Origin of the sequence: Actinoplanes sp. HUAS TT8 (assembly GCF_051380535.1) — a bacterium.
Lineage (GTDB): Bacteria > Actinomycetota > Actinomycetes > Mycobacteriales > Micromonosporaceae > Actinoplanes.
This window is the reverse complement of record NZ_CP195646.1, coordinates 8,192,490-8,215,417: the sequence shown is the minus strand read 5'-3', so window position 1 is coordinate 8,215,417 and position 22,928 is coordinate 8,192,490. Positions and strand designations below refer to the sequence as shown.

Below are 22,928 nucleotides of genomic sequence, written 5' to 3'. Positions count from 1 at the left end.
TACGGGAAATCGGGAAAGCGGAACCACAGCGGACCGTGAGGGTCCGGCGCAGCTCAGGGAAGATCGAACGGGAGCTTGATGCCCTGCAAGGCGTCCTTGCAGGGGCAGGCGCGCTCGGCCGGCAGCTTGGTCACCGCATCCAGGAGGACATCGCGCAGGCGGGCCGTGTTGTCGGCGAAAACCTGGAAAACCTCCTCCTGAGTCACGCCTTGATCGCCCTCGACACCCGCGTCCAGATCCGTGACGAGCGCGATCGCCGTATAACAGACCGCCAGCTCGCGGGCCAGAACCGCTTCCGGGTGACCGGTCATGTTCACGATCGTGCCGCCGATCGAGGTGAACCAGCGGGACTCGGCCCGCGTCGAGAAACGCGGACCCTCGACGACCACCATCGTGCCGCCGTCGACCGCATTCACCCGGGCGGCGGAATCCAGCACCACGGCGCGCCCGGCCGGACAATACGGATCGGCGAAAGAAAGGTGCACCGCACCCTCGTCGAAAAACGTCTGCACCCGGCCACTCGTGCGGTCGATCAGCTGATCCGGCACCACGAACGTGCCCGGGCCCAGCTCCGGACGCAGACCGCCGACCGCACACGGCGCGACGATCTGGCGCACACCGAGCGACCGCAGAGCCCACAGATTCGCCCGATAGGGGATCTTGTGCGGCGGGAACCGGTGGTCCCGCCCGTGCCGGGGCAGGAACGCCACCCGGCGCCCACCGACCTCGGCAATCGTGATCTTGTCGGATGGCGGACCATACGGCGTCTCGACGTCGTGTTCAATGGCGCCGTCGAGCAGTGCGTACAGCCCGGATCCGCCGATGACACCGATCTCTGCTGCCGGGGGTGACGGGTTCATGAGCAGACCTTATCCATGGCCGGAAACGCAGGCTAATGTGCTGACATGGCGTTGACGTCGGACGGCGGAAGGAACCCCGTGTTCGGTGAGGGGCAGCGGATCGGAGGCCGGTCGGTGGAGTCGATGACCGGTCAGCTGCTGGTTGCCACGCCCACCCTCAAAGACCCGAACTTCGACCGTACGGTCGTGCTCCTCGTCGCCCACGAACCGGGCGGCGCCCTGGGGGTGGTCCTCAACCGGGCCACCGAAGTCCCGGTCGCCGAAGTGCTCGGCAACTGGGGCGACCTGGCCGGCGACCCGGCAGTCCTCTTCGAAGGCGGCCCGGTGCAGCCCGAATCGGCCATCTGCCTGGCCCGCACCCGCCCCGAAGTGAAAAAGCGGGTGACCGGATTCCATCCCGTCTCCGGATCCCTCGGCACCCTCGACCTGTCGGCCGACCCGGAACGCCTCCGGGAGAACGTGGCCGGCATCCGCGTCTTCGCCGGATACTCCGGCTGGTCCGCGGGCCAACTGGAAGAAGAAATCGCCTCCGGCTCCTGGTTCGTCTTCGACGCCCTCCCCGGCGACCCGTTCGTGGAACGCCCCGACGACCTGTGGGCCATGGTCCTGCGCCGCCAAGGGGACATCCTGGCCGCGGTCGCCCACTTCCCACCCGACGTCTCCCTGAACTGAGGGGGTGCTGCAGGGGGCGGTTCGGGGGTGTGTAGTATTTCCAGCGTGCCCGGGGGAAACGCCGGGGACGACGGCAAGGGGCTGTGGCGCAGCTGGTAGCGCACCACACTGGCAGTGTGGGGGTCAGGGGTTCGAGTCCCCTCAGCTCCACCAGGTAAAAGACCCGGACTTCGGTCCGGGTCTTTTGGTTTGTGCCAGATCCGTGCCAGATCACTTCTCGGCCTGCGTACGAGCCTCGACGATCAACGCGTCCAAGGCTGCCGCGATGGCCTGATCCCGATCCCGGCTGGCGTGCTGGTAGATCATGGCTGCCCGCGTGCTGGAATGGCCGATCCGGGCCATCAGCTCCTTCAGGGTTGCGCCGCTCTGTGCGGACCAGGTGCTCCCGGTGTGCCGCAGATCATGAAGGTGCAGGTCCATCTCCGGTGGGATCCCGGCGCGTTCGAGAGCGGCCTTCCAGATCCGGTTGAAGTTGCGACGGCGGGGGATGCCGCCGAGTGGCCCAAGAAAGAGCCGGCTGTCTGAGCCGGGCTGGACGTAACGGTCTAGATGGACCTGGACATCCCCGCGTAAGCCTGTCGGCAGGCTAATGGGGCGTTTGCCCGCGTCCGACTTAGGATCATCGTCGAACTGGGTGCCGTCCTCCATCTCTCCGGTGGCCATGCTGACGCGCAGCTCCATGGTGGCGAGGTCGATGCTGGTGCGGCGAAGGGCCACCAGTTCGCCAAACCGCAGTTGAGCGAAGGCGGCGAGCAGGACCAGAAGCCGGTAACGCGGCTGGATACGTTCGGCTATCGCGAAGACCTGGTCGAGGGTGGCGGTATCACGTTCGTCGGCCTTGTCGTAGCCAGCGCCTTTGATCCGGCAGGGGTTGCGTCGGATCAAGTCATCGTCGACCGCTGTGACAAAAATGGCGTGAAGGATTCGATATGTTTTCGCGACCGTAGGTCGCCCTGTTCCTGCTTCAAGCAGGTTGCTCCGCCATGTGCGTATCCGCTGCGGAGATATTTGATTCAGGGGAACCTCGCCTATTTGGCTTCGGACGTGCAGCCGAATAAGCCTTTCGTACTCTTCGCGAGTACGCGGTTTGAGGTCACGCTCTTTAATCCAGCGGGCGACATAGTCATTGAATTCGACCTTGCCCGCATCGGGGTCGACCCACTCGTTTTTGAGGATGTCGGCCTCGACCTCCACGAGCCACTGCTCAGCGGCCCGTTTGGTGTCGAAGGGAGACTGTCCGGTACGGGGCAACCCGTCCGGGCCGGTGTACCTGGCCTGCCAGGAGCCGGACGGAAGCTGGCGCACACTTCCGAACCGACGTTTACGTCCCTTCGCGTTCCCGGACACTCAGGCGGCCCTCCTTCCTCGTGACGGTCGCCGAATGGTCGAGACCGTGCACTGATCGATGTAGGCGTTGAGTACGCTTTCGGCAATCCGCACGTGACGGCCGAAGCGTTTGAATTCGATACGCCTTTCCTCCACCAGGCGTCGCGGGAACCGTAGCGTGGTTCCTAATATCTCGGCAACCTCCGGCAGGGACAGGTATTTCTCGGCCAATGGTGATTCCTCCACTCGATGTGTCATGCGGCTATCGGATCGTTCACGGTGAGGGCGCTACCGATTTCGTGCGCCAGTTCCTCGCGGCCTACGGCATGTCGCTCACGGGCCATGGCGGCGGCGGTGTTGGCGAGGAGTGCGTCGCCGTTGTTGTGCCAGCCGACTCCGGCGAAGGAGAGGGTGCCGACGATCAGTGTTGTTTCGTCGGTGTGGTCGGCGGTGCGGATGGTGCTGGGGTCGGTGTCGGCCTGGTCCTCGGCTCGGCGGAAGGCGATGCGGGTGTCGCGGAGGGTGGCGAAGCGGACGACGCGGCGGCGGGTTTTGGTCAGGAAGTGTCCGGCGAAGCCGAACCGGTGTGCCCATCGGCGTAGCCGCGCGTAGGGGTTGTTGGTGTTGGTGTTGGTGGTTTTGGTGTCAAGACTGGCTTGACGCTCGGCGACGCAGACGGGGCAGGCGCGGTAGCGGGTGTGGGTGCCGCAGTCGGGGCAGTCCCAGGGGGCGCCGAACGGGTTGCCGTTGGCGGGGGTGGGCCGGTCGGCGGGTGGCCGGCTGTGGGTGGTCGGGTCGGTGGTGGGGCGGCCGAGTTGCCAGCAGGCGGCGATGAGGCGGGCGATGTGGTCGCCGTCCGGGTCGTGCTGGGTGGCGGTGTCGTCGGTGATGCGGGTGGAGGAGAAGCCGGTTGCTTCGGTGCTTTTGGTGGCGTACTTGGCGAGGTATCCGGCTTTGGCGAGGTGGTCGCCGATCATGTCGTCGGTGATGCTGCCGTCCCCGGCGAGGGTGAGGGCTTGTGCGTCGAAGCCTTTGTCGGGGTCGCCCCATCGGATGGTCCAGCCGTCGGGCCGGGTGGGGTGCGGTGGGGTGGTGAACGCGATGGAGCGGACGGCGTGGGTGAATGCGGCGATGATGTCGTCGGTGTCGACTCCGGGCGGGGGTGCGAGTACGGCGTCGGGGTCGTTGGGGTGTACGCCGTCGAGGCGGACCAGGGCGTGGAAGTGCACGATGGCGCGGCGCTGGAATTCGGCGGCTTTGCCGTGGGTGAGCTGGGCTGGTGGCACCATCCGGACGTTGCCGGTGGCGGTGGTTTTCGCGACGGGGGGCAGGCCGCGGCTTTTGCAGAGTTGGGCGAGGTAGCGGTCGGCGGCTTGTTTGGTGCGGTGCCATAGCTCGCCGGAGAACAGGTTCCAGACGACGTGGTGGTCGTGGTCGTAGCAGTCGAGGCACAGCGGGCGTCCGAGGGTGGGGTCGTCGGCGGTGTGCCGGGTCCAGCAGACGGCGGGGTGTCCGTGTTCGCAGAGGCCGGTGTCGCGGCGGGCGTGGCAGGGTTCCGGGCGGCAGTCGCAGCGTTTGCGGCTTGCGCAGGTGTGTTTGCGCACGACGCGGGTGTGCACGGTGCCGAAGCTGGGGGCGGTGAAGGTGAGGAACACGCCGGGGTGCTGGGCGACGGTGGCGGGGATGCCTTTGCCGCCGACGAGGAACGAGCGCAGGATCTGGAACGCGTCGCGCTGGTAGGTGCGGGCGCAGGACGGGCAGACCGAGGCGAGCCGGGTGCCGCAAGCTTTGTAGATGGCGGCGTCGGGGAGCTGGTCGGTGTGCCGGGCGTCGAGCAGGCGTCCGGTGGCGGCTTCGATGGTGTCGAGGGTGCCGGACAGCCGGACCGGGCGGGTGCAGCCGGACGCGGCTTGGACGTGGGTGAGCCAGTCGAAGTAGTCGGGGCGTGAGGCGCGGGCGAGGGCTTGCCCGGCGGCGGATGAGACGGCGGCCGGTGGTGTCCAGGTGTCGGCGTTCGAGCCCGTACCCCGGGCAGAGTGCTCCCGGGGTACGAGGTCCAGCGTCGAACTCATCAGGCAGCGATTCCGGTAGTCGGGTGCTGCGGGCCGTGGTGGCCGGTGTGGGTGAAGGTCACCGTGTGTTCGATGACGGTGATCCGGCAGGCCGGGCACTGCCGGTCGCGGGGCATGTGGCGTCCGCAGTCGATGACGGCGGTGGTGTCGCCGGACCGGACCGTGACCGGGTTGCGGCAGGGGCCGCCGGGGACGGTGGCGACGATGGTGCGCCGGGTGTCGTAGGGGTGCGGTTGCGGGTCGGCCGGGCAGGTGTGGGTGTAGTGGTGGACGTCGACCAGGTAGGCGGTCATCGGGTGCCGCCGAGGGCGGGGATGTTGCCGTTGATCCGGGTCGGGGCCGGGTTGTCGATGGCGGTCAGGAGGTGTCCGGCGATGGCCGGGGTGGTGTTGAGCCGGGCGGCGAGTTCGTCGGCGGTGATCGGCTCGGTGGAGGTTTGCCGGTGCTGCATGGTGATCATGCGGGCGGCGGAGACGAGCCGGGGCGGGATGTCGTCGGTCGGGTGACGGTCGGGTTTGGCCGGCGCTGTGGTGGCTACCTGCGTGAGACCGTCGGCGGTGTCGTCGGTCGGGGTGGTGGTTCCCGTGGTGAGTTCGGTTTCGCGGTGTTCGATGGCGGTGAAGTCGGGCCGGATTTTTCCGGCGACCCATTCGACGGCGGCGACCAGGCCGACGACGAGGGCGAAGATGATGCGTAGTCCGATCGGGCCGGGGGCGGCGGCGTTGACCGCGCCGGAGACGACGACCACGACGATCAGGACTTTGAGGGCGGCGCGTTTGGCGTCGGTGGCCATGCCGACGGTCTGGGTGATGGTCAGCATGGAGACGATGGCCAGGTCGAAGACGGCGGGCACGATCCAGGAGAAGACGCCCGCGCCGAGGTGGTCGAGGAAATGGGCTTGGTGCAGGTAGCTGGCGGCGACGGCACCGACGACGATGCCTTTGTTGGCCAGCTTGATGATGCGGATCGCCCGGAGCATGCCGGGAACGGCCTTCTTGGCGTAGGCGGTGGCGAATTGCTGGGTGAGGCTGGTGGTGGTCATCGGATGCCTCCGTCGTTGGTGACGGGGATGACAGCGGTCACGCCCATGCAGGAGGAGCACCAGACGGCGGACAGGCCGTCGTCGAAGAGTTCGTTGATGCGGTCGTCGAGGGTTTCGTATTCGGCGGGGAACAGGGACAGGCCGCCGCATTCGTCGCACCACCGCCGGGTCGGGCACAGCGACAGGACGGGGCCGAGGTCGTCGTGGATGCCGGCAGGGCTCATGCCGCCGATGCACCACAGGCAGTTGTCGGCGGCGAGGTGCGCGCCGAGGTCGATGAGGCTCATCGGGTGCCTCCGTTCTCGCAGGTCAGGCAGGTGCCGGTGCGGCGCGGGATGTAGTAGTCGCGGGTGACGCCGCAGCCCGGGCAGGTGCGGCGGGCGGTCAGCATCCGTTCGATGACGGCGAGCTGTGCCGGGCTGGCGATGCGCTTGGGCCGGGCGAGGTCACGCCGGTAGAGGTAGGCCATGCGGCGCTGTTTGCGGTGTCGCCACAGGATCTGAGCGACGGGGTCATGGCCGCCGGGGCAGAGTCCTTCGGCCCGCAGCTGGCGGCGGGTGGCCAGGAAGTCCGGAGCGAGCCGGAACGGAAAGGTGGGGAAGCCGTAGCGGCTGCCCGTGGGGTCGTAGAACTCGACACGGATGCCCGTGCGAGCACCGAGAGCGTCGAGGAATTCGCTGGTCAGCGCGGCGGCGGTCACTTTCCGCCTCCCCACCGCTGGTGAGCGGCCTGCCGGGAGATCCCGAGCCGGGTGGCGATTTCGGCCCAGGAGTAGCCGTGTTCACGCAGGCCTTCGACCGCGTCATCGAGGGATTCGTCGAGCAGCGTGGAGAGCGCGACCATGTCGCGGAGCGCTTCGACGTCGCCGGTGGCGATGCGTCGGGCGTAGGCGCGGATGATGCGCCGGACGAACGCGCCGTATTCGTCGTTCTCGACGACGTTGCGGCGGCGCGGCTTGGGCGGTTGGGTGTCGCCGTTTCCGGTGCCGGTTGTCAAGGCGAGGTTGACAAAGAAGCCGCTCACCGGGCACCCCCGGTGGTGCGGAGACGGTCCCACTCGGTGGCGGCGTCGATGAGGCCCTCGATGACCTCGTCGATGGTGCGGCCGTCGTAGTCGTTCCAGTCGCCGATCACGTCGATGGCGCTCGTGTCGTAGTTGTTGTTCGGGATGTATTCGAGGTCGAGGTACGCGGCGAACACCCGCATGGCCCGGATAGCGGCGATGGTGTCCGTGTCCTCGCGATGGACATCGAGGGCACCGATGTTGTTGCCAAAGCAACGCCCGTGCGCGGCGGCCATGATGGCGCCGGAGGCGCAGGCGGGCGGGAACGGCCCGGTGGTGTCGTCGACCAGGTCGTAGAACTCGTGCTGAGTCCAGCCATGGGTGCCCAGGTAGAGGGCTGCTCCGCGGAGCAACGCGGCCGGGGTCATGGCCGGGTCGTCGTCGGGTGTCGTGGTCGGTTGACGGGTAGCCTTCATGGCAGCCACGTCCCTTTCTGGGTGGTGGTTGTTGGATGGCTGGCAGGACCCGCCGTTGCTGGCGAGCGTTCGGGTCGGGTCCTGTCGGCCGTGCTTATGCACTTGTCCGGACTGGTCGGTCAGTGGACGGCGGTCCGTCGGCTGGTGGCCTTCATGCGCTGCCGGGTCGCGTCGAGTGCGTCGCGGGTCGCCTGGTCCGTCAGGGCACCATCGGCGAAGTCAGGACCGGAGAGGATGACTGCTCGGCGTCGGGCTTCGAGGAAGGCCGGCAAGTCGGGGTGCCCGATACGGCGACGACCGCCGGGCAGTACCTCGACGGTCAAGCCCTGAGCGAGGGCCTGGGCGTCGCCGTCAGCGTGGATACGGTCGAGGATTCGAGTGAAGAAGTTCATGCCGCCATCTCCCATTGCGGTGTGGTGGTGGGTGCGGGAACGGTGATGCCGGACGGACGTCGCATCCATGCGGCGTAGTCGGCGATGTTGTAGATCTGCTCGTCGGTCAGGTACGCGGCCTTGATCAGGTACGGGGCTCGTTTCCCTGCCCGCAGGAGCGCCTCTCCGGGGTTGTCCGGGTTGATCTTTGAGGCGTCGTAGCCCATGGCGGCGTGCCCGTCGCCGAGGATGACGTCAGAGCTGCCGTTGGTGGTGCAGTGGAATGCGCAGCGGTAGCCGAAGAGGTCCCGCAGGCTGGCCGGAATGATGTCCCAGCTGGTGCGCTGGGTCGCGCAGATGACGGGCATGCCGCAGGCGCGACCGAGTGAGACGAGCCCGCGGAGCAGGCCCTCGAACTCCTCCTGTTGTGCTTTGGTGCCGAGCACAGTGGTGAACATGGCGAGCTCGTCGATGATGGTGACGATGGTCGAAAGAAGATCTTTCCGACGAACCTTGCGTCGGCGTTGCGAGAGGATCCAGATATAGCGGTTGCGGGCCACGGTGAGCAGCCGCCGCATAACGCTGATGCCTTTGTCGATTTCGTCGCCGATGAACTCGTCGGCCACGTCGATGTAGGGGCCAAGCTCGACCCATTTGGCATCGAACAAGATGAGGCGGGTGTTGTCGGCCAAGGCCGACGTTCCTGCTGCCAGATTGACTAGGCCCGACTTGCCGCCGCCGGGCTCTCCGGCGATCAGCAGGTTGTGATAGACGACGTCGAGCATCACGTGCTCGCCGAATTCGTCGATGCCGATGAACATCGGGTCGAACATCGACAGGCCAGGAGCGACCGGTACCCGGTCTTGGCCGAGAGGGTCGCGGGCGACGATGGACATAGTGATGGCCTCCGATAGGCGATAAACTGCGGAGACCGACGCGGAGGACGCTGCTGCTTGGAGGCCGTGTGCGGCCTTCGCGTCGGTTCCGTTTACAGGTCAGTCGTTGTTGGTGCAGGTGTGTTCGCGTTGCAAGCCGTCACAGCCGCAAGCGAGGTAGCCGCCCACATCGAGAAGCGGGGCGACGAGGGCGGTGTCGTCCGGGCTGTAGAAGGTCCGGACACCGGAGATGGACAGGCCAGACGCCTCAGCGAGGTCGGCCAGCGGATACGGGCGGGGCTTGACGTGCTCCCGCGCGTAGGCGACTACTCGCCGCATCTGACAGTCGATGACGTCCCGCTGGGCGCGCAGCTCTGTGAGGTAGTCCAAGAGCTGCTGAGCGTTGTGCGGATCGTGGATGTCTGCCGGGAACGTGCCCGACAAGTCGAGGGTCATCAGAGAGGGTCCCGACCAGGTCGCCGAACGTTAGGTGTGTGGCGGCTACGCAGCTGGCTAGCGAGAAGCGCGACGTTCGTCGCAACGTTCTCGATCAGGTCAATGACCTGGTCACGCTGCTCGGGTGCGAGGGCCCAGTCGTCGTAGACGTCCGGGTTGAGGCCATCGTTGATGAAGATGTCCGACAGCCCTTGGGCGTCTCCGAGGAGCCCGGCAATGGCCGAGGCGAGACGAGAAACAACGAGTCTCTCGGAGCCGTCGACCTCGGCGGCGATCTCGTCCACGTAGGCGGCAGCAGTGACGTCGTCGAATCGCGACGTGTGTTCGGTCATGGAGAAGTAGGAAAGATCAGCCATCTCGGTTGTCCTTTCAGTCCCAAAGGTCGTCTTCGTCGAAGGTGTCGGCGGCAGGGGCAGCTTTGGCCGCCTTCTTGCCGTTCGGGCTGGTGGCCGACTTGGCAGCCGTGGCGAACGGAGGTTCGGCCGGAACGTCCGGCAGATCCAGGGCGGTCGGCACGTCGGTGGGTGCCGTGTACGCGTGCGGCATGTTCTCGGTGTCGATGACACCGGGCAGCGGCGAGCTGACCTGGGCGGTCAGGACCTCGCGGCGTTTGATGTCGAACCGCAGGTAGGCGGCCTTCTCACCCTTGCTGGCGAGTTCCACCAAAGCCGATTTGGCGTGGCAGGCTACGGCGATCTCTTCGAGACGGTCTTGCAGCCGGGACAGTGACAGGCCGGGCCGCAGGTAGACCCAGACACGTTCCCCGACCGGGGTCGGGTGTGCCCACAGGATCAGCGGCAGGCTGCCGGATTTGTTGGCGATGATGAACTGCGAGAAGCACACCCGCAGTCGGTGCCGGACGATGAAGCACCACCCGAGGGCGGTGACCCGGCGGCGGATGGCAGGCACGGCGGCCGGGATGCCGACCAGGGGTGCCATGACGGCGAAGGTGATGATGGCCGGGGTGGCGTTGGCCAGGGCGATCCAGCCGTAGACGAGTGCCATGCTGGCACTGATCTCCGGCGTCCACCACCAGAGCACCCGCAGCACGGGCCAGATCCGGACCAGCGTCCAGACGAAAGCGCCGGCCACGAAGGCGATCGGGATGGCGAGCAGCCCGGCGAGAATCGGGTGCATGTGGTCGGAGGCCACGGTCATGGCCAGGATGCCGACGATCAGCGCGGTGATGATGAACGCGATCCGGGCGTTCCGGGCGGTGGTACGCAGGACCTTCTGTTCGATGACGGTGACAGTTCCGGACCTTCTGCCGAAACCGAAACCTCGGCTAGATTTGGACACGACACGTCCTCCCTTATCAGGGCTGGGATGGGTTGGAAGGCGTAGGGGTCGGCAGGTTGGTAGCCCGTGAACCGGCCCCACGTCGTCTCTTCGAGATCGAAGGCGGCGAGGCTGGCAGGGATGAGACCAGTACCAGCCCCGCGCCACACTTCGGATTGCTTCGGCCAACATGGGTGGCCGATAGGTCGGGATGCTGGAGAACCAGCGGAATTCCCGGGCCGTCAGGTTGAATCAGTGGAGATGGCGACCGTCAATGGTCGAGGATTTGCCACGGACACTGTGGCGGGGGTGTTCCGGTGTTACTGAAGTGCTACTTGCTCGCCGAGGCACTCGTCAGGGGCTTCAGCGACGCCGCGCGGAACGCGGTGCCGTTACGACCATTGGTGGCCCATGCCTTGGCCTCCAGCTGCTCGACAGTGACGAACTGACCAACCTCCACCGACGGAATCTCACCGACCGTCGTGACGTTGATGACCTCGCCACCCGTCTCGTCGAGAGCGACGACCTGGGTCTGCCACATCGGACGGCCCGTTCCCCTCTCGGACCGCTGATTGCCCTTCTCGTCCACCTTCGGCTGAGCCTTCTTCGCCACCGTGAACGTGATGCCGGTGGTGTCCACGTAGATCTTCACGAGGGATCCTCCCTGATATTGAGCGCGTCCCCTGCGGACGACTGCTCGATCTGGAGAAAGACTCTCGTGAATTGGCATGACGACTTCACCACGCAGTATGGACAGCTAGGGACGTCCGTCCTAATGTGAAGACGTCCCTAGATGTCCCGGAGGAATTGATGCCGAACGAGCGACTGCGTGACGCGATTCTGCGCAAAGATCTGACGGTGGCGTCGGTGGCTCAGCAGATCGGCGTCGATCCCAAGACGGTTGAACGCTGGATTACTCAGGATCGGAATCCATATCCGAAGCATCGCCACGCGATCGCACAGCTCGTGCGCCAGGCCGAGTCCTACCTTTGGCCCTCAGCGCTTACGCCTCAGAGAGCTACTCGGGTTGCAGAGTCGGAGATTCTACGCATCTATCCGAGACGGAGTGCCGTTCCGAATGACCTGTGGCAAGAGTTGTTGGACCAGGCCAACAACCATATTGGGATCCTTGCCTACGCTGGACTGTTCTTGCCGGAGCAGAATCCTCGCTTCGTTCCAACCCTCATTGAGAAAGCAGACTCAGGTGCCGTCGTCGAGGTCGCACTCGGTGATCCCGACAGCGCAGAGGTAGCTCAACGAGGGGCAGATGAGGGCATAGGCGAAGCAATGGCAAGCAAGATCCACAACGCCCTGGCCTTCTACCGCGACTTGAAGGGCAACGACAACGCCTCGGTCTACTTCCACCAGACGACCCTCTATAACTCGATCTATCGCTTCGACGACGAGATGCTGGTGAACACACATCTCTACGGCATCCCGGCGGCTTACGCACCAGTCCTGCATCTACGGCGCCTCGGAGGCGGCGACCTGTTCGATGGGTACGCCAATAGCTTCCAGCGCGTGATCTCAAAGTCCCGTTACGTCTGGCCGTGACAAGGTAGGACCATGGCACGCATCGAGCACCTCAACGATCCAGAAGCTCCGAAGGCCAACAGCATCGTCTCGGCTGCAACAGCGTTCGTTCAAGATGGAGAGGGCCGGGTGCTGCTGATCCGTCGTACTGACAACACGCTGTGGGCGCTGCCTGGAGGTGCTCAGGACTTTGGCGAGTACATCGCTCAGACCGCAGTGCGAGAGACGGCTGAGGAGGCCGGCATCACGATCGAGGTCGTTGACGTGGTCGGTATCTACACGAACCCACACCACCTCGTCGAGTACAGCAATGGCGAAGTCCGGCAGCAGTTTTCGATCTGCTTCCGGGCCGAGTACGTCGCTGGTGAGCCGACGACCAGCAGCGAGTCGTCAGAAGTCAGGTGGGTTGCCGCCGAAGAGTTGGACGCGCTTCCGATCCATCCTTCGATGAGGCTTCGCATCGATCACGGCTTTGAGCAGCGGAGCAAGCCTTACATCGGTTGAGTGCCCAGACGCTCTTCCGTACGCGATACTGCGGCTACCAGCGTCGGCTCAGCAGTAGCCCAAAAGCGGGTTACGACGTGCTCCGGTCCGTAACGTTGACGTACCTCCCCAAGCCGAGCGTTGACCGAAAGACTGTGCCCGGACGGTCCTGTCGTCATGTCGGCGTACCAGAGCGCGTCCGTCACCGGCGATCGCTCATCTACAAACTCTGCAGTGAGCAGATCAGCTAGGCCCCGTTCAGTCGCCTCGAAAATGGCACAGGAGTGGTACGCGACCAAGTCGGCCACGCGGCGAGGAATCTCGTTCTTCAGAAGCTCGCGAGCACCGTCCAGCGAGTGAAGGCCAGTGTCGGTGACTCCCGGGGCGTACCCGACATCGTGCAGCCACGCGGCAGCAACGAGCGCTTCGGCATCGGCGTCAGACAGGATTGGGGCGACGCGAGCAGCCTTTGCAGCAACGGCCTGGACATGTTGCCAGCGCGTAGGAAGCGCCACGGCGAGGTAGGACTCAGCGAGCATCGCGGCCCTGTTGATCAATTCGCTCACCAGTTCAGGCTCGCACGAAACAGCGAAGCCGGGCTAGCGCCGAAAGGGACGTCTTGGGACGTCCCTGGGGTTTGACCAGGGGAACACCTGAGCCGGTCGGCCGCCGGATCTTGTTCAAACTTTCTGTACGTCTTCAAGGCGGCCCGAAACGGGCCGCTCACGCCGCCGCCTGGGCGCGTGCCGGTCGCTTAGCTGGCGCACACGACCGGCACGCAGGCAGCCCGTCGGCTGGCGTGCAGGAGCGGATCGGGCCGCGGCGACGACAGGTCAACAGGTGGGTGAGGCTTGGGGAGTTTGGCCGGCTGCCGACCGGTGCGGCCAAGGCGGCGCGGCCGAGCTGCCGCGCCGGGCCGCAGCGCGAGTCATGGCCGTCGGATGCCGGTCGCGGCGGCGCGCAGTGTGTCCGGGCCGCCCCTCCGAGGTCAAGGGCGCTTCGCGTCGCAAGCGACGGCCGCAAGCGGCCGCCCTGGACCTCGGAGCCTCTACGGCCCTAGCGGTCAGGTGGTCAAGCGGCAGGCCGATGGCCTGCCCGCATCATGGCGCGCGCCGCCACTCCCTGCACCGACTCGGACGTTGCTAACGTGTCAAGAGCACCTTGACGCCGATCAATCTGGGCCGTATCAAGTCAAGGTTGAATGTCGTCATCGCTAATCCAACGCCACATGCGCTTTCTGTGGCGGCGCTCCTGTAGCATGCTTTGTGCAACCTCGCGCACCCGTTGCGCCTCGGGCATGGTAGACGCCATGTAAGTAAATATTTGAGATGCGCCAAATCCGTACTCGGGATTTTGACGCGAAAGTCGGTCGAGCACAACCATTCCGCTTACTTGGGTTACTCCCTTATCGCTGCCGACCAGCTCAATTGCTTTGTTGAACTTGTCGTCAATTCTATCCGACTCTCCAGTCCACTGACGGCGCGCTCCAAGAAATATTGCACTCAGCCCGGAGGCTCCGAGAGCAACGGTCGCGGCCGTTTTGATAGCCTCTATTCTGACTTCGGGCCGCTTATCTGGTGCAACCTTGTTGGCTTCATTGAGTAGTACCGCGAGGGCAATGCCCCCAATTGCCACGGCAAGGGTGCCTAAAATTGCACCTAATATCCAGGGCGGACGTTTGATGCCGAAGGCTAGCTTCCGATAGCCAGTATGGCGATACGCGCCGATCACGAAGAAGAGAACGAAGAGTGATGCAACTACTTCCAGTCGCCAAGTGTAGAAAAAACTAAGCCAACTCTCAATAGCGGAACGCCTTTCGCTGGCTATTCCATATGAAGGAGGACGTTCGTTCTCCTGAATACTTTGCAGGATGAGATAAATCAGAAGTCCGAGGAAGGCGAGCGCGAAAAGATAAGTTATCGGCCGCCTAAACCTTCGTCCTGGAACGAGAATAGTAACTCGGCGGTATCGTCGTCGAGGCCGCGATTGTACCTCGACTAGATCTTCGAGTTCTTCCTCGGTAAAGATTGGATCTTCATAACTCTCATCCTCCATCGAGTCATGGTGCCGGAGTGCGTCAAGAGTACTGCCTCTATCGTCCGACTTGCGTCGGTTGCAACATTGTGCATGACCGACCAAGATCAGTAATTCAAGATCAGTAATTTGGTGAACGGCTAGGTGCAGCTGCATGTCCGAGTCGCATAGCCGCATTGGCGTGAGTAACTGTATAGTTACTTTCCGCGACGGCTCGCGCCTGGGCTTAGGCAGTCAGGCACGCTCATCGACAGGTCGGAAGGATTCGTGCTGTGAGTTGGTTGCAGTGGCTTCTGTTGGTTGGTGCCGTGATCTTCGTCGGGTGGGGCGCTGTCTTCTGGATCTTGGAGCGCCGTGCTGGCGCGCACAAGCAGCATTTCTCCGACGGCTGCGCCAAGCCGTTCTTCGAGCAGGCGACCCGCTCTGACGGATCCCGCAAGAACATCATTCCTCGCCCTGGCGACGGCGATATTGAAGACTTGGAGCACCTCCTGGAACACAAGCGCCGAGCTGAAGAGGTGTAGGGCCAAGTCTGCGGTGGTCATGCCTCAGCGGGATCAACCCCCTCGTCGCCAAGATCCCGTTGAACGAGGTTGCGATGGTTGGCCCTGGGCGCGGAGCCGGGTGACTAACTGAGTGACAATCGCCAGTGATCGCGAGGGACGTCGGTGGACGCTGGCGGACGACCACTAGCAGGTCAGAACCATGTTGACCAAGTTCATTCAAGATCATGAGTTGCCTGGGGGTCAAGGGGGCCGCCAGCCGTGTTACGTCGCGAGGCCGTTCTTTCCCAGAATATTCAGGTACTCCGCGCAGGTCTTTCCGAATGCATTTAAAGCCCAGCGGCCCGTGTAGTCCCATGTCCCAATGGCTATGTCGGTTACCAAACCGAGACTGATGATACGGCCAATCAAGTGATCGAAAACCCGTTCTAGGCCGGGATCCGCTTTCAAGATTTCTTCCCTAGTCCAAGCGAATTGATACCGGTTAACCAGGTCCTCGTCCGTTGTATCGACCCCGCTCATAGGTGATGTTCGGACGAGTGTAGAAATCAGACGCCAATGCGGAGCTTCGAGTTGTCGCACCACCTCGATAGCTAGCATCGCGTCGTCGACCGCTGCAGGGTCGCTTGACAGTGCACCAGTAACGAAGGCGTGAGCTATAGCGTGAATTTTCTGATCTTCCATGGAGCGGGCAGCCTCTTCAACGGCCCTGGCCAAAAGTTCACGCTTACGTTCGTCACCGAGGATCGCCGGAAAGAGTTCGTCGGACGAGTCTCCGGCAACTTCGCTAACTGCGGCCGACATAGCACGTACACGCCTTGCGCGGTCCGCTGCATAGAGCTTGACATAGTCTTCTGCTATAGCACCCACGGCGGCGCCAGCAACCACCCCAACAGGGCCAAAAGAGGCGCCTAAAGCGGCTCCCAATAGGCCGCCTACAGCATTGCCGGTCGCGTTTGCTCCGACATCCCAGCTTCTCTCGACGTCCTCGTTCGCCATTTTTCCTTCCCGGAATTCTACGAGTAACAGCCAGTCCGCAACGGTAGCGGACAGGCTCAAGTTGGCCTGACGAGTCAAGTGCTGCCTACCCGAAGCATTGACACCAGCAGCCGTGACGTTGACGGCAACGCTGACGCAGCAGTCGATGCGGATGATCTCGATTGACTCGATCGTGCTCCGGACGGCCGTCCACGCTCCGGAGGGCATCCGCGTCCATCGCCGCAAGTATCACTGACAGCCGTGTGCCAGATCCGTGCCAGATGGGGGAGTTGCGGGCGGGGTGCAGCGGGGAGTCACAGTAAGTCGACCTACGGCGCTGCCGGTCAGCGAGCTGCAGATCAGCGATCTTGGGCGAGCACCGTCCTGGCAGTGTGGGGGTCAGGGGTTCGAGTCCCCTCAGCTCCACCCTTGCAAACGCTCGGACCATTGGTCCGAGCGTTTTTCGTTGTCCGCCTCGGCGGGCGGGCTCGGGTCGCCGGGCTGGCGGTGAGGGCTGGGGGATGCCCGACCCGGGGCCGGGCGGTGAGGGTTGGGCGGACGCCCAGCCGAAGGCCGGGCGTCCGCGTTGGGATCGCGGTTGGTCGCGGTCGCTCCGCCGCCCGAAACGGCCCTGATGGGGTCAGTGGTCGAGGGACTGGTAGGCGGTGGTCCAGAAGTCCTGGGCGAGGTGGGCCGCGTGCGGGACGGTCAGGCCGACCTGGGTCAGGAGGATGCCGGTCAGGCCGGTGTGCGGGTCGGCGTAGGTGGCGGTGCCGGAGCCGCCGTCCCAGCCGAACTGGCCGGCCGGGGCGTAGTCGCCGCGGTAGGTGCGGACGGCCATGCCGAAGCCCCAGCCGCCGTGCTGGCCCTGGCCGAACGAGATGTGGACGTTGTCGCGGGCCATCGTGGTGCGGGCGGCCAGCTGGTCGGGGGTGAGGCGGTTGGTGGTCATCAACTCGACGGCCGGGCGGGAGAGGATCCGCTCGGTTCCGTGCATGCCGTGATTCACGAGCATTGTGAAGTACGTGTGGTAGTCGTCGACGGTGGAGACCAGGCCACCGCCGCCGCCCTCGAAGGCCGGGGGCTTGCTGTGCCGGCCGCCGGAAGCTTCGTCCCAGATGTGGAACTCGCCGGTCTGCGGGTCGGGGGCGTAGAGCGGGGGCAGCCGGTCCAGTTTGTCGGCCGGAACGTGGAAGCCGGTGTCGGTCATGCCGAGCGGGCCGAAGACGCGCTCGTCCAGGAATTCGCCGAACGTGCGGCCGGTGACCCGGGCGACGAGCACGCCGAGCAGGTCGCTGGCGATGTGGTACTGCCAGCGTTCGCCGGGCTGGTGCATCAGCGGGAGGGTGCCGAGGCGGCGCATCCACTCGTCCGGGGCCGGCATCGGGGTGGGCAGGTCGGGGGTGAGTCCCTGCTCGAAGACCGCGTTCATGATCGGCGTGCCCAGTGAGGTCATGTCCATGCCGATCCCGCAGGTGGAGGTCAGCACGTCCCGGACGGTGATCGGGCGCCGCGCGGGGACGGTGTCGTCGAGCGGGCCGTCGATGCGTTTGAGGACCTGGCGGTCGGCGAGTTCGGGCAGCCACCGGTCGACCGGTTCGTCGAGGCGCAGCCGGCATTCGTCGAGCAGGATCATCGCGGCGGCCACGGAGACCGGCTTGGACGTGGAGGCCATCCGGAAGATGGCGTCGCGGCGCATCGGCGGGCCACCGTCGTGGCGCATGGTCCCCAGTGTCTCGACGTGGGTTTCGTCGCCGAGGCTGAGCAGGGCGACCAGGCCGGGGATGCGGCCGGAGTCGACGTAACGGGCCAGGGTCGCCCGCCAGTTGCGCAGGCCGGCGGCGGTGAGGGTCGGGTTGGTCATGGCGGTTCTCCTTGACGAGCGCGGCGGGCTGATGAGAGGTGGGTTTCAGTTGCTCAGGGCGGCGATGTCGCCGTACGCCGTGGTGGCCTTGATGGTCAGGGCGGGAACGCCGTCGTTCTTGAGGCGGTTGGTGATGCGGCCGTGGCCGGTGCCGGCGTCGAGGGCGGCCGAGACACCGGTGGCCGCGCCGATGGTGATCGAGCCGGCCTCGGTGCGCAGGGCGACCCGGCCCTGGTGGGCCTCGGTGATGCGGATGTCGCCCTTGCTGACGGCGACCTCGGCCGGGCCGGTGAGACGGTCGATGGTCACGTCGCCGGCGGCCGTGGTGGAGCGGACGGCGGCGGCCTCGTCGATCTTGATGTCGCCGCGGGCGGTGTCGAGGGTGACGTCGCCGAGGCGGCCGACGCCGCGGAAGTCGGCCGCGGCGGCTTTGGCCTCGACGCGGGAGCCGCTGGGCAGTTGAACGGTGACCTCGACGAAGCCGGGGCTGCCGAGGATCGGGTTCCTCCGCTCGGTGCCGATCCGCAGGACGCCGTCGGCGAACTCGACCCGGGCCCGCTCGGCGGCCTTCTGGTCGCGGCTGCTGGTGGCGTCGGCCGGGCGGACCTCGACGACGGTGTCGGACCGGTCGGCGGCGATGACCTGGATGCGGCCGGCCGGGATGTCGAGGACGGCGGTGATCGCGGCGGTGGTGGCGAACTTGTTCATCGTGGGCTCCTTCGATGCGTTGTTTCCGATGAGAGAAACGCTACGTTGCGTTCGCTGATCGGGCAACATCGAAGTTGCATCTAAGAGGCAAATTAGCAGTTCAAGATGCTTAAATCGTTGCACTGGACCTCTCGGTTAATGCAACGAGGGGGGATTTGGCGTTGCAATGGAGTGAAGGTTAATGCGACGACTCAGCCCGGGTGCGTGATTGGCCGAAGAATGCGATGTGTAGTCACTTGACTCCGGCATGGCGTCTCTCGTTAACCGGATCGCGACCCATATTCATGATCGTCTTTGGATCTGCTGCGGCGTGCCGGCCCGGCTGACGCGTCCGGCTTGTATGGCAAGGGCGGTTCGGCGTCGACCTGCGTGCAGCAAGAACCGGAACTGCCGCCGCCGACCGACGGTGGCGTCACCGGTAACGAACCGCCCCGCAAAACCGCCTGCCGAATCCTGCCAGGACGATTCGGCGGGTGCGGTCAGGGCGGCTGCGTCCACGAGTGCAACGGCAAGACGTGGCTGGTGACCGGCAACTGGAACGACCTGAACGCGGACACGCCGCACGCCCCGCACCGGGAGGTCGGCGCGGTCGAGCCGGCCGGCGGGACGGCTTGAATCGACTCCGGGTCAGCATCGGTAAGTCGAAGGCGAACTACGAAGAGAAGCCGCCCTGTAGCGAGTGAGGTCGCGAGCCGCGCCGCATCGGCTCGGTGGAAGTGGAAGGCGAGAAAGGCGCGGGACGCAGTCATCGCCGACTTCCGGAGCCCCGGCCGCGGGGGAGTGGCTGACCGACGGATTCATTGCTGTCACCGCCGGCCGGGAGTCCCTGCTCAGCGTCGATGTGGAGGAGCGGGGCGGACGGTCTCACATCGAGACCACACTCATCGGCGACGGATTCGGCGAGCTCCGCGCTCGCTTCGCCGAGCTCGGACCGCCGCCGCAGCCGATCGCCGGCCCACCGGAGACCCGCCGGTGAGCTGAGCGCCGACCCGCTCCGAGGCGGGCGTCAGGCCGTGTCGTCGCCGCGGTCCTTCTCGCGGCGGCGCAGTTCCTCCTCGCGGCGGCGGAGGTCGGCCTCCCACGTCTTCATCATCTGCTCGTCCTCCTTGCGGGAGGTGGTGAGGCCGCGGAGGAACTCCGGGTCGTCGTCGGGCGCGACCGGGCCGCGGCGGCCGGCCGGGCGCTCGTGCTCCGGGAAGCCGGCTCCGGGGCGCCAGACGGTGCCGTTGCTCAGTTGGACCGGGCGGGCCGGGCGGCCGGCGATGAACCAGGCGATCGCGCCGATCGGTGAGAACAGCAGGATGAGGAAGACCCAGAGGCCGCGGGGCAGGGCCCGGATCGCGTACTCCTCGACGGAGAGGCAGTCGATCAGGGCGATGACGAGCAGCGCGAGGTCGACCAGCGCGAACAGCGAGTAGAGACGAAACACGCGGCAGATGATGCCAAAGATGTGGGGACTCTGCTGCCCCGTTTTCGCAGTCCGTGCTGGTTGTGGTGGTTGCGGGGATCGGTACGGTTGCGACGCTTCCTTCGTACGAAATAAGTTTGATGTTGGTTTTTGAAGCCTTGTCGGTTAGCGTCCCGAAGGCATCGGCGAGACCGTGGCCAGCGCATAACATTCTTATACAGCCGGTAACCGGCGGGTAACTTGAGTGTTTGCTGGCAGTTCCGTGCTCCCCGTCTCTTGCGCTGCGTCTCCTGTTAACCGGTTGTGCGCGCTCTGTGTACAGAGCCTGTTCAGCGTGTGCATCGCACGCGTGACGATCGAATCCGGTTCCGCGTGTTCCCACCCTTCAGGCGAGGCGGAACTGTGTCTGCGGCGCGTTTCGGATTTCTTCCGACCAGAACATCCGACTGGGTCGGCTGGCGACTGCTGACCACCAACAATCGTGACCTCGGCCGGTCCTCGACGGTCTACCCGGACCACGAGGCGGCCCGGGCCGCGGCGCAGTGGGTGCAGGAGCACGTGGCCGAGATGCGGATCACGCTGGTGCGCAGCAGTTCGATCGGCTGGCGCTGGCGGATGCTGGTCGGCGACACGATCGTGGCCGTGGCCAGCCGGGACTACCACCGGCGGCTGCAGGCCGAGCGGTCGGCGACGGTCATGCTCACCCTCCTGCCCCAGGCCGCGCCGCTCGCCGAGGGCCTGCGGTCATGACCGACACCCTGACCATGCCGGCGGTGGTGGAGCAGCCGGACGCGCCCGAGCAGCGCCGGCGGATCCGGCCCTCGGGCGGCGTCGACCTGCTCTACCGGTCGGTGCTGCGGGTCGGGGGTGCGTTCGTCCTGGTGCTGATGGCGCTGGTCGGTGTGTTCCTGTTCGAGAAGGCGTCGCGGGCGCTGAACGTGGCCGGCTGGTCGTTCCTGACCACGCAGGCCTGGGAACCGGACTCCGGGCACTTCGGTATCGCGGCCGTGCTGACCGGAACCGTTCTCATCGCGAGCGTGGCCATCGCGATCGCGGTGCCGCTGGCCACCGGGATGGCGCTGTACGTCTCCGAGTACGTCCCGCGCCGGCTCAAGCGCCCGCTGATCGCGTTGGTCGACCTGATGGCGGCCGTGCCGAGCGTGGTCTACGGACTGTGGGGCTTCGCGTTCCTGCAGGGGCACGTGATCGGGCTGTCGCGCTGGCTGTCGACGTACTTCGCCTGGATCCCCTTCCTGCGCGTGACCAATTCTGATCCTCGTGACCCGCTGGCCACGGCGACCGTCTATACGTCCTCGACGTTCATCGCCGGGATCGTCGTCGCGATGATGATCTCGCCGGTGATCTGCTCGATCATGCGCGAAGCGTTCTCTCAGGCGCCGATCGGCGAGCGGGAGGGCGCGTACGCGCTGGGCGCCACCCGCTGGGGCATGATCCGCTCGGTCGTCCTGCCGTTCGGGCGGGGCGGCATGATCGGCGGCACCATGCTCGGCCTGGGCCGGGCGCTGGGCGAGACGATCGCCGTCTACCTGATCATCTCGCCGGTCTTCGTGATCCAGCCGCACATCCTGCAGAACGGCGCCAACTCGGTGTCGGCGCTGATCGCCCTGCGGTACGGCGAGTCCGGCCCGGTCGCGCTCTCCGCCCTGATGGCCGCCGGTGTCGCGCTGTTCCTGATGACCCTCGTCGTGAACTTCGGCGCCGGAATGATCGTGGCCCGGAGCCGTTCCGGTGCGGAAAGCGAAGCCTGATGTCCGAACTTCGGCGCAACACCGCGTCCCTGCGCAGCGAGGACGTCTTCGCCGGCCTCGGCGCCGCGGTCGCCGCGGTCGCCCTGACCGCCCTGGTCTTCTACTGGATCGCCCCGTTCTCCGGGTTGCTCGGCTTTGTCGTCTGCTCGTTCGTGGTGTTCCTGGCGCTCTACGCGGTGCTGGTCTGGCTGGACCGGGACGGGCCGGCGGTCCGTGACCGGCTGGTCTCCACGGTGGTGCACGGCGCGGCCATCCTGATGATCAGCGCGCTGGTCTTCGTGGTCGGGTTCACCCTGATCCGCGGGTTCCAGGCCCTGATCCACCTGAACTTCTACACCCGGGACCTCAGTGTCACCGGCCCGCTCGCCCCGCTCACCGAGGGTGGTGCGGTGCACGCGGTGGTCGGCACGCTGGAACAGATCGGCCTGGCCCTGGCCATCACCGTCCCGTCCGGCATGCTCTGCGCGCTGTTCCTGGCCGAGATGCGGGGACCGTTCCCGCGGCTGGTCCGGACCATCGTCGAGGCGATGACCGCGCTGCCGTCGATCGTCGCCGGCCTGTTCATCTACGCGACGGTGATCCTGATCCTCGGCTTCCAGCAGTCCGGTTTCGCGGCCTCGCTGGCGATCAGCGTGATGATGCTGCCGATCATCGTGCGGGCCTCGGACGTGGTGCTGCGGCTGGTGCCCGGCAACCTGAAAGAGGCGTCGCTGGCGCTGGGCGCGAGCCGCTGGCGGACGGCCTGGCACGTGATCCTGCCGACCGCGCGGCCCGGCCTGGCCACCGCGGTGATCCTGGGTACCGCCCGCGGCATCGGGGAGACGTCGCCGGTGCTGCTGACCGCCGGATACAACAAGGCGCTCAACCCGGACGCGTTCCACGAGTCGCAGGTGTCGCTGCCGCTGGCCACGTTCACGCTGATCAAGTCGCCGGAGCCGAACATGGTGGCGCGCGGGTTCGGCACCGCGGCGCTGCTGCTGCTCCTGGTGCTGCTGCTGTTCGTGATCGCCCGGTTGATCGGCGGACGCGGGCCGCTGGAGCTGAGCGATCGCCAGCGGGCGGCCCGGGCACGGGCGTCGGCGCGGGATCTGGCCCGCTTCCAGAAGCAGGCTCCGGCGGTCCTCACCCCCCTCTGGGAGAACACGCCCGAGAGCGCCGGGTTGCCCGGCAACGCGCACGAACAACAGCAATCCGTACAAGTAAAAGAGGTTCAGTGAC

The 22,928-nt window shown here is 65.8% G+C and carries 30 protein-coding genes and 1 tRNA gene; 9 read left to right on the top strand and 22 right to left on the bottom strand.

Translation table 11 applies throughout. From position 1 onward, the window contains the following. Nucleotides 1–53: 53 nt before the first annotated feature. Nucleotides 54–860, bottom strand: coding sequence for an S-methyl-5'-thioadenosine phosphorylase (locus ACSHV8_RS36440; protein ID WP_436523411.1), 807 nt, complete (start codon nt 858–860; stop codon nt 54–56). A gap of 123 nt (nt 861–983) precedes the next feature. Here ACSHV8_RS36440 and ACSHV8_RS36435 point away from each other — a divergent pair, with 123 nt between their 5' ends. Together ACSHV8_RS36435 and ACSHV8_RS36430 are read left to right on the top strand one after the other, a co-directional pair. Next, nucleotides 984–1,532 carry a YqgE/AlgH family protein gene (locus ACSHV8_RS36435; RefSeq protein ID WP_436537078.1) on the top strand — a complete coding sequence of 183 codons (549 nt, stop codon included), beginning with the start codon at nt 984–986 and terminating at the stop codon, nt 1,530–1,532. 77 nt (nt 1,533–1,609) lie between these two features. Next, nucleotides 1,610–1,685, top strand: a tRNA-Ala gene (locus ACSHV8_RS36430). A gap of 57 nt (nt 1,686–1,742) precedes the next feature. Here ACSHV8_RS36430 and ACSHV8_RS36425 read toward each other — a convergent pair. The 15 genes from ACSHV8_RS36425 to ACSHV8_RS36355 all read right to left on the bottom strand — a co-directional run bounded on the left by ACSHV8_RS36425 (nt 1,743) and on the right by ACSHV8_RS36355 (nt 11,082). Further along, nucleotides 1,743–2,726 (bottom strand): tyrosine-type recombinase/integrase, encoded by a 984-nt coding sequence (locus ACSHV8_RS36425; protein WP_436523409.1) that lies wholly within the window; start codon nt 2,724–2,726, stop codon nt 1,743–1,745. A gap of 153 nt (nt 2,727–2,879) precedes the next feature. After that, the gene (locus tag ACSHV8_RS36420) at nt 2,880–3,116 is read right to left on the bottom strand and encodes an excisionase family DNA-binding protein (protein ID WP_436523407.1); all 237 of its coding nucleotides are present in this window, start codon (nt 3,114–3,116) and stop codon (nt 2,880–2,882) included. Continuing rightward, a complete protein-coding gene (locus ACSHV8_RS36415; RefSeq protein WP_436523405.1) occupies nt 3,113–4,930 on the bottom strand; it encodes a replication initiator in 1,818 nt (605 codons plus the stop codon). Before ACSHV8_RS36415 ends, ACSHV8_RS36420 begins: the two co-directional genes overlap by 4 nt. Further along, nucleotides 4,930–5,223 carry a hypothetical protein gene (locus ACSHV8_RS36410; protein WP_436523403.1) on the bottom strand — a complete coding sequence of 98 codons (294 nt, stop codon included), beginning with the start codon at nt 5,221–5,223 and terminating at the stop codon, nt 4,930–4,932. The genes ACSHV8_RS36415 and ACSHV8_RS36410 overlap by 1 nt, the downstream gene beginning before the upstream one ends. Next, nucleotides 5,220–5,972 carry a DUF2637 domain-containing protein gene (locus tag ACSHV8_RS36405; RefSeq protein WP_436523402.1) on the bottom strand — a complete coding sequence of 251 codons (753 nt, stop codon included), beginning with the start codon at nt 5,970–5,972 and terminating at the stop codon, nt 5,220–5,222. The genes ACSHV8_RS36410 and ACSHV8_RS36405 overlap by 4 nt, the downstream gene beginning before the upstream one ends. Next, entirely contained in the window at nt 5,969–6,259 is a 291-nt protein-coding gene (locus tag ACSHV8_RS36400; RefSeq protein ID WP_436523400.1) for a hypothetical protein, read from the bottom strand. Before ACSHV8_RS36400 ends, ACSHV8_RS36405 begins: the two co-directional genes overlap by 4 nt. Continuing rightward, entirely contained in the window at nt 6,256–6,672 is a 417-nt protein-coding gene (locus ACSHV8_RS36395; RefSeq protein ID WP_436523398.1) for an RRQRL motif-containing zinc-binding protein, read from the bottom strand. The genes ACSHV8_RS36400 and ACSHV8_RS36395 overlap by 4 nt, the downstream gene beginning before the upstream one ends. Continuing rightward, entirely contained in the window at nt 6,669–6,968 is a 300-nt protein-coding gene (locus ACSHV8_RS36390; protein WP_436537076.1) for a hypothetical protein, read from the bottom strand. The genes ACSHV8_RS36395 and ACSHV8_RS36390 overlap by 4 nt, the downstream gene beginning before the upstream one ends. Nucleotides 6,969–6,991: 23 nt before the next feature. Continuing rightward, on the bottom strand, nt 6,992–7,450 hold the full coding sequence (locus tag ACSHV8_RS36385) for a DUF6197 family protein (protein ID WP_436523396.1): 459 nt from the start codon (nt 7,448–7,450) through the stop codon (nt 6,992–6,994). Between the two features lie 119 nt (nt 7,451–7,569). Further along, on the bottom strand, nt 7,570–7,842 hold the full coding sequence (locus ACSHV8_RS36380; protein WP_436523394.1) for a hypothetical protein: 273 nt from the start codon (nt 7,840–7,842) through the stop codon (nt 7,570–7,572). After that, a complete protein-coding gene (locus tag ACSHV8_RS36375) occupies nt 7,839–8,717 on the bottom strand; it encodes an FtsK/SpoIIIE domain-containing protein (protein WP_436523392.1) in 879 nt (292 codons plus the stop codon). Before ACSHV8_RS36375 ends, ACSHV8_RS36380 begins: the two co-directional genes overlap by 4 nt. 99 nt (nt 8,718–8,816) lie before the next feature. Then, entirely contained in the window at nt 8,817–9,152 is a 336-nt protein-coding gene (locus ACSHV8_RS36370; protein ID WP_436523390.1) for a hypothetical protein, read from the bottom strand. Next, a complete protein-coding gene (locus tag ACSHV8_RS36365) occupies nt 9,152–9,508 on the bottom strand; it encodes a hypothetical protein (protein ID WP_436523388.1) in 357 nt (118 codons plus the stop codon). The genes ACSHV8_RS36370 and ACSHV8_RS36365 overlap by 1 nt, the downstream gene beginning before the upstream one ends. 13 nt (nt 9,509–9,521) lie before the next feature. After that, a complete protein-coding gene (locus ACSHV8_RS36360; protein ID WP_436523386.1) occupies nt 9,522–10,451 on the bottom strand; it encodes a hypothetical protein in 930 nt (309 codons plus the stop codon). 310 nt (nt 10,452–10,761) lie between these two features. Then, entirely contained in the window at nt 10,762–11,082 is a 321-nt protein-coding gene (locus ACSHV8_RS36355; protein WP_436523384.1) for a hypothetical protein, read from the bottom strand. Nucleotides 11,083–11,240: 158 nt separating this feature from the next. On the opposite strand from ACSHV8_RS36355, the gene ACSHV8_RS36350 reads away from it, so the two are divergent. Together ACSHV8_RS36350 and ACSHV8_RS36345 are read left to right on the top strand one after the other, a co-directional pair. Then, nucleotides 11,241–11,984, top strand: coding sequence for a helix-turn-helix domain-containing protein (locus tag ACSHV8_RS36350; protein ID WP_436523382.1), 744 nt, complete (start codon nt 11,241–11,243; stop codon nt 11,982–11,984). Nucleotides 11,985–11,996: 12 nt separating this feature from the next. Further along, nucleotides 11,997–12,467 (top strand): NUDIX hydrolase, encoded by a 471-nt coding sequence (locus ACSHV8_RS36345; RefSeq protein WP_436523380.1) that lies wholly within the window; start codon nt 11,997–11,999, stop codon nt 12,465–12,467. Here ACSHV8_RS36345 and ACSHV8_RS36340 read toward each other — a convergent pair. Together ACSHV8_RS36340 and ACSHV8_RS36335 are read right to left on the bottom strand one after the other, a co-directional pair. Then, complete coding sequence (locus ACSHV8_RS36340; protein ID WP_436523378.1) at nt 12,455–13,012, bottom strand: HD domain-containing protein; 558 nt, start codon at nt 13,010–13,012, stop codon at nt 12,455–12,457. The genes ACSHV8_RS36345 and ACSHV8_RS36340 overlap by 13 nt on opposite strands. 625 nt (nt 13,013–13,637) lie before the next feature. Continuing rightward, complete coding sequence (locus tag ACSHV8_RS36335) at nt 13,638–14,501, bottom strand: hypothetical protein (protein WP_436523376.1); 864 nt, start codon at nt 14,499–14,501, stop codon at nt 13,638–13,640. Between the two features lie 251 nt (nt 14,502–14,752). Here ACSHV8_RS36335 and ACSHV8_RS36330 point away from each other — a divergent pair, with 251 nt between their 5' ends. Next, nucleotides 14,753–15,004 carry a hypothetical protein gene (locus ACSHV8_RS36330; RefSeq protein WP_436523374.1) on the top strand — a complete coding sequence of 84 codons (252 nt, stop codon included), beginning with the start codon at nt 14,753–14,755 and terminating at the stop codon, nt 15,002–15,004. Nucleotides 15,005–15,247: 243 nt separating this feature from the next. On the opposite strand, the gene ACSHV8_RS36325 is transcribed toward ACSHV8_RS36330, so the two are convergent. The 3 genes from ACSHV8_RS36325 to ACSHV8_RS36315 all read right to left on the bottom strand — a co-directional run bounded on the left by ACSHV8_RS36325 (nt 15,248) and on the right by ACSHV8_RS36315 (nt 18,533). Continuing rightward, nucleotides 15,248–16,189, bottom strand: coding sequence for a hypothetical protein (locus ACSHV8_RS36325; RefSeq protein ID WP_436523372.1), 942 nt, complete (start codon nt 16,187–16,189; stop codon nt 15,248–15,250). 412 nt (nt 16,190–16,601) lie between these two features. Then, a complete protein-coding gene (locus ACSHV8_RS36320) occupies nt 16,602–17,825 on the bottom strand; it encodes a serine hydrolase domain-containing protein (RefSeq protein ID WP_436523370.1) in 1,224 nt (407 codons plus the stop codon). 45 nt (nt 17,826–17,870) lie between these two features. Beyond that, nucleotides 17,871–18,533, bottom strand: coding sequence for a DUF4097 family beta strand repeat-containing protein (locus ACSHV8_RS36315; RefSeq protein ID WP_436523368.1), 663 nt, complete (start codon nt 18,531–18,533; stop codon nt 17,871–17,873). Nucleotides 18,534–18,827: 294 nt separating this feature from the next. On the opposite strand from ACSHV8_RS36315, the gene ACSHV8_RS36310 reads away from it, so the two are divergent. Beyond that, nucleotides 18,828–19,148, top strand: a complete 321-nt coding sequence (locus ACSHV8_RS36310; RefSeq protein WP_436523366.1) for a hypothetical protein — start codon at nt 18,828–18,830, stop codon at nt 19,146–19,148. Between the two features lie 391 nt (nt 19,149–19,539). On the opposite strand, the gene ACSHV8_RS36305 is transcribed toward ACSHV8_RS36310, so the two are convergent. Further along, on the bottom strand, nt 19,540–19,962 hold the full coding sequence (locus tag ACSHV8_RS36305) for a PLD nuclease N-terminal domain-containing protein (protein ID WP_436523364.1): 423 nt from the start codon (nt 19,960–19,962) through the stop codon (nt 19,540–19,542). A gap of 381 nt (nt 19,963–20,343) precedes the next feature. On the opposite strand from ACSHV8_RS36305, the gene ACSHV8_RS36300 reads away from it, so the two are divergent. Genes ACSHV8_RS36300 through pstA form a run of 3 tightly spaced genes read left to right on the top strand, consistent with a single transcriptional unit; the run spans nt 20,344 to nt 22,927 of the window. Continuing rightward, complete coding sequence (locus ACSHV8_RS36300) at nt 20,344–20,691, top strand: hypothetical protein (RefSeq protein ID WP_436523362.1); 348 nt, start codon at nt 20,344–20,346, stop codon at nt 20,689–20,691. After that, on the top strand, nt 20,688–21,710 hold the full coding sequence (gene pstC / locus ACSHV8_RS36295) for a phosphate ABC transporter permease subunit PstC (protein ID WP_436523360.1): 1,023 nt from the start codon (nt 20,688–20,690) through the stop codon (nt 21,708–21,710). The genes ACSHV8_RS36300 and pstC overlap by 4 nt, the downstream gene beginning before the upstream one ends. After that, nucleotides 21,710–22,927: a phosphate ABC transporter permease PstA gene (gene pstA, locus ACSHV8_RS36290; protein ID WP_436523358.1), complete on the top strand. Its 1,218-nt coding sequence runs from the start codon at nt 21,710–21,712 to the stop codon at nt 22,925–22,927. The genes pstC and pstA overlap by 1 nt, the downstream gene beginning before the upstream one ends. Nucleotide 22,928 lies beyond the last annotated feature (1 nt).

Excerpts from the sequence above, each read along its gene's own strand:
- ACSHV8_RS36370 (WP_436523390.1), bottom strand. The coding sequence starts at position 9,152 with ATGACCCTCGACTTGTCGGGCACGTTCCCGGCAGACATCCACGATCCG.
- ACSHV8_RS36315 (WP_436523368.1), bottom strand. The coding sequence starts at position 18,533 with ATGAACAAGTTCGCCACCACCGCCGCGATCACCGCCGTCCTCGACATC.
- ACSHV8_RS36335 (WP_436523376.1), bottom strand. The coding sequence starts at position 14,501 with ATGGAGGATGAGAGTTATGAAGATCCAATCTTTACCGAGGAAGAACTC.
- ACSHV8_RS36350 (WP_436523382.1), top strand. The coding sequence starts at position 11,241 with ATGCCGAACGAGCGACTGCGTGACGCGATTCTGCGCAAAGATCTGACG.
- ACSHV8_RS36325 (WP_436523372.1), bottom strand. The coding sequence starts at position 16,189 with ATGCCCTCCGGAGCGTGGACGGCCGTCCGGAGCACGATCGAGTCAATC.
- pstC (WP_436523360.1), top strand. The coding sequence starts at position 20,688 with ATGACCGACACCCTGACCATGCCGGCGGTGGTGGAGCAGCCGGACGCG.
- ACSHV8_RS36400 (WP_436523400.1), bottom strand. The coding sequence starts at position 6,259 with ATGAGCCTCATCGACCTCGGCGCGCACCTCGCCGCCGACAACTGCCTG.
- ACSHV8_RS36410 (WP_436523403.1), bottom strand. The coding sequence starts at position 5,223 with ATGACCGCCTACCTGGTCGACGTCCACCACTACACCCACACCTGCCCG.
- ACSHV8_RS36440 (WP_436523411.1), bottom strand. The coding sequence starts at position 860 with ATGAACCCGTCACCCCCGGCAGCAGAGATCGGTGTCATCGGCGGATCC.
- ACSHV8_RS36405 (WP_436523402.1), bottom strand. The coding sequence starts at position 5,972 with ATGACCACCACCAGCCTCACCCAGCAATTCGCCACCGCCTACGCCAAG.
- ACSHV8_RS36415 (WP_436523405.1), bottom strand. The coding sequence starts at position 4,930 with ATGAGTTCGACGCTGGACCTCGTACCCCGGGAGCACTCTGCCCGGGGT.
- ACSHV8_RS36420 (WP_436523407.1), bottom strand. The coding sequence starts at position 3,116 with ATGACACATCGAGTGGAGGAATCACCATTGGCCGAGAAATACCTGTCC.
- ACSHV8_RS36380 (WP_436523394.1), bottom strand. The coding sequence starts at position 7,842 with ATGAACTTCTTCACTCGAATCCTCGACCGTATCCACGCTGACGGCGAC.
- ACSHV8_RS36345 (WP_436523380.1), top strand. The coding sequence starts at position 11,997 with ATGGCACGCATCGAGCACCTCAACGATCCAGAAGCTCCGAAGGCCAAC.
- ACSHV8_RS36435 (WP_436537078.1), top strand. The coding sequence starts at position 984 with ATGACCGGTCAGCTGCTGGTTGCCACGCCCACCCTCAAAGACCCGAAC.
- pstA (WP_436523358.1), top strand. The coding sequence starts at position 21,710 with ATGTCCGAACTTCGGCGCAACACCGCGTCCCTGCGCAGCGAGGACGTC.
- ACSHV8_RS36375 (WP_436523392.1), bottom strand. The coding sequence starts at position 8,717 with ATGTCCATCGTCGCCCGCGACCCTCTCGGCCAAGACCGGGTACCGGTC.
- ACSHV8_RS36385 (WP_436523396.1), bottom strand. The coding sequence starts at position 7,450 with ATGAAGGCTACCCGTCAACCGACCACGACACCCGACGACGACCCGGCC.
- ACSHV8_RS36365 (WP_436523388.1), bottom strand. The coding sequence starts at position 9,508 with ATGGCTGATCTTTCCTACTTCTCCATGACCGAACACACGTCGCGATTC.
- ACSHV8_RS36320 (WP_436523370.1), bottom strand. The coding sequence starts at position 17,825 with ATGACCAACCCGACCCTCACCGCCGCCGGCCTGCGCAACTGGCGGGCG.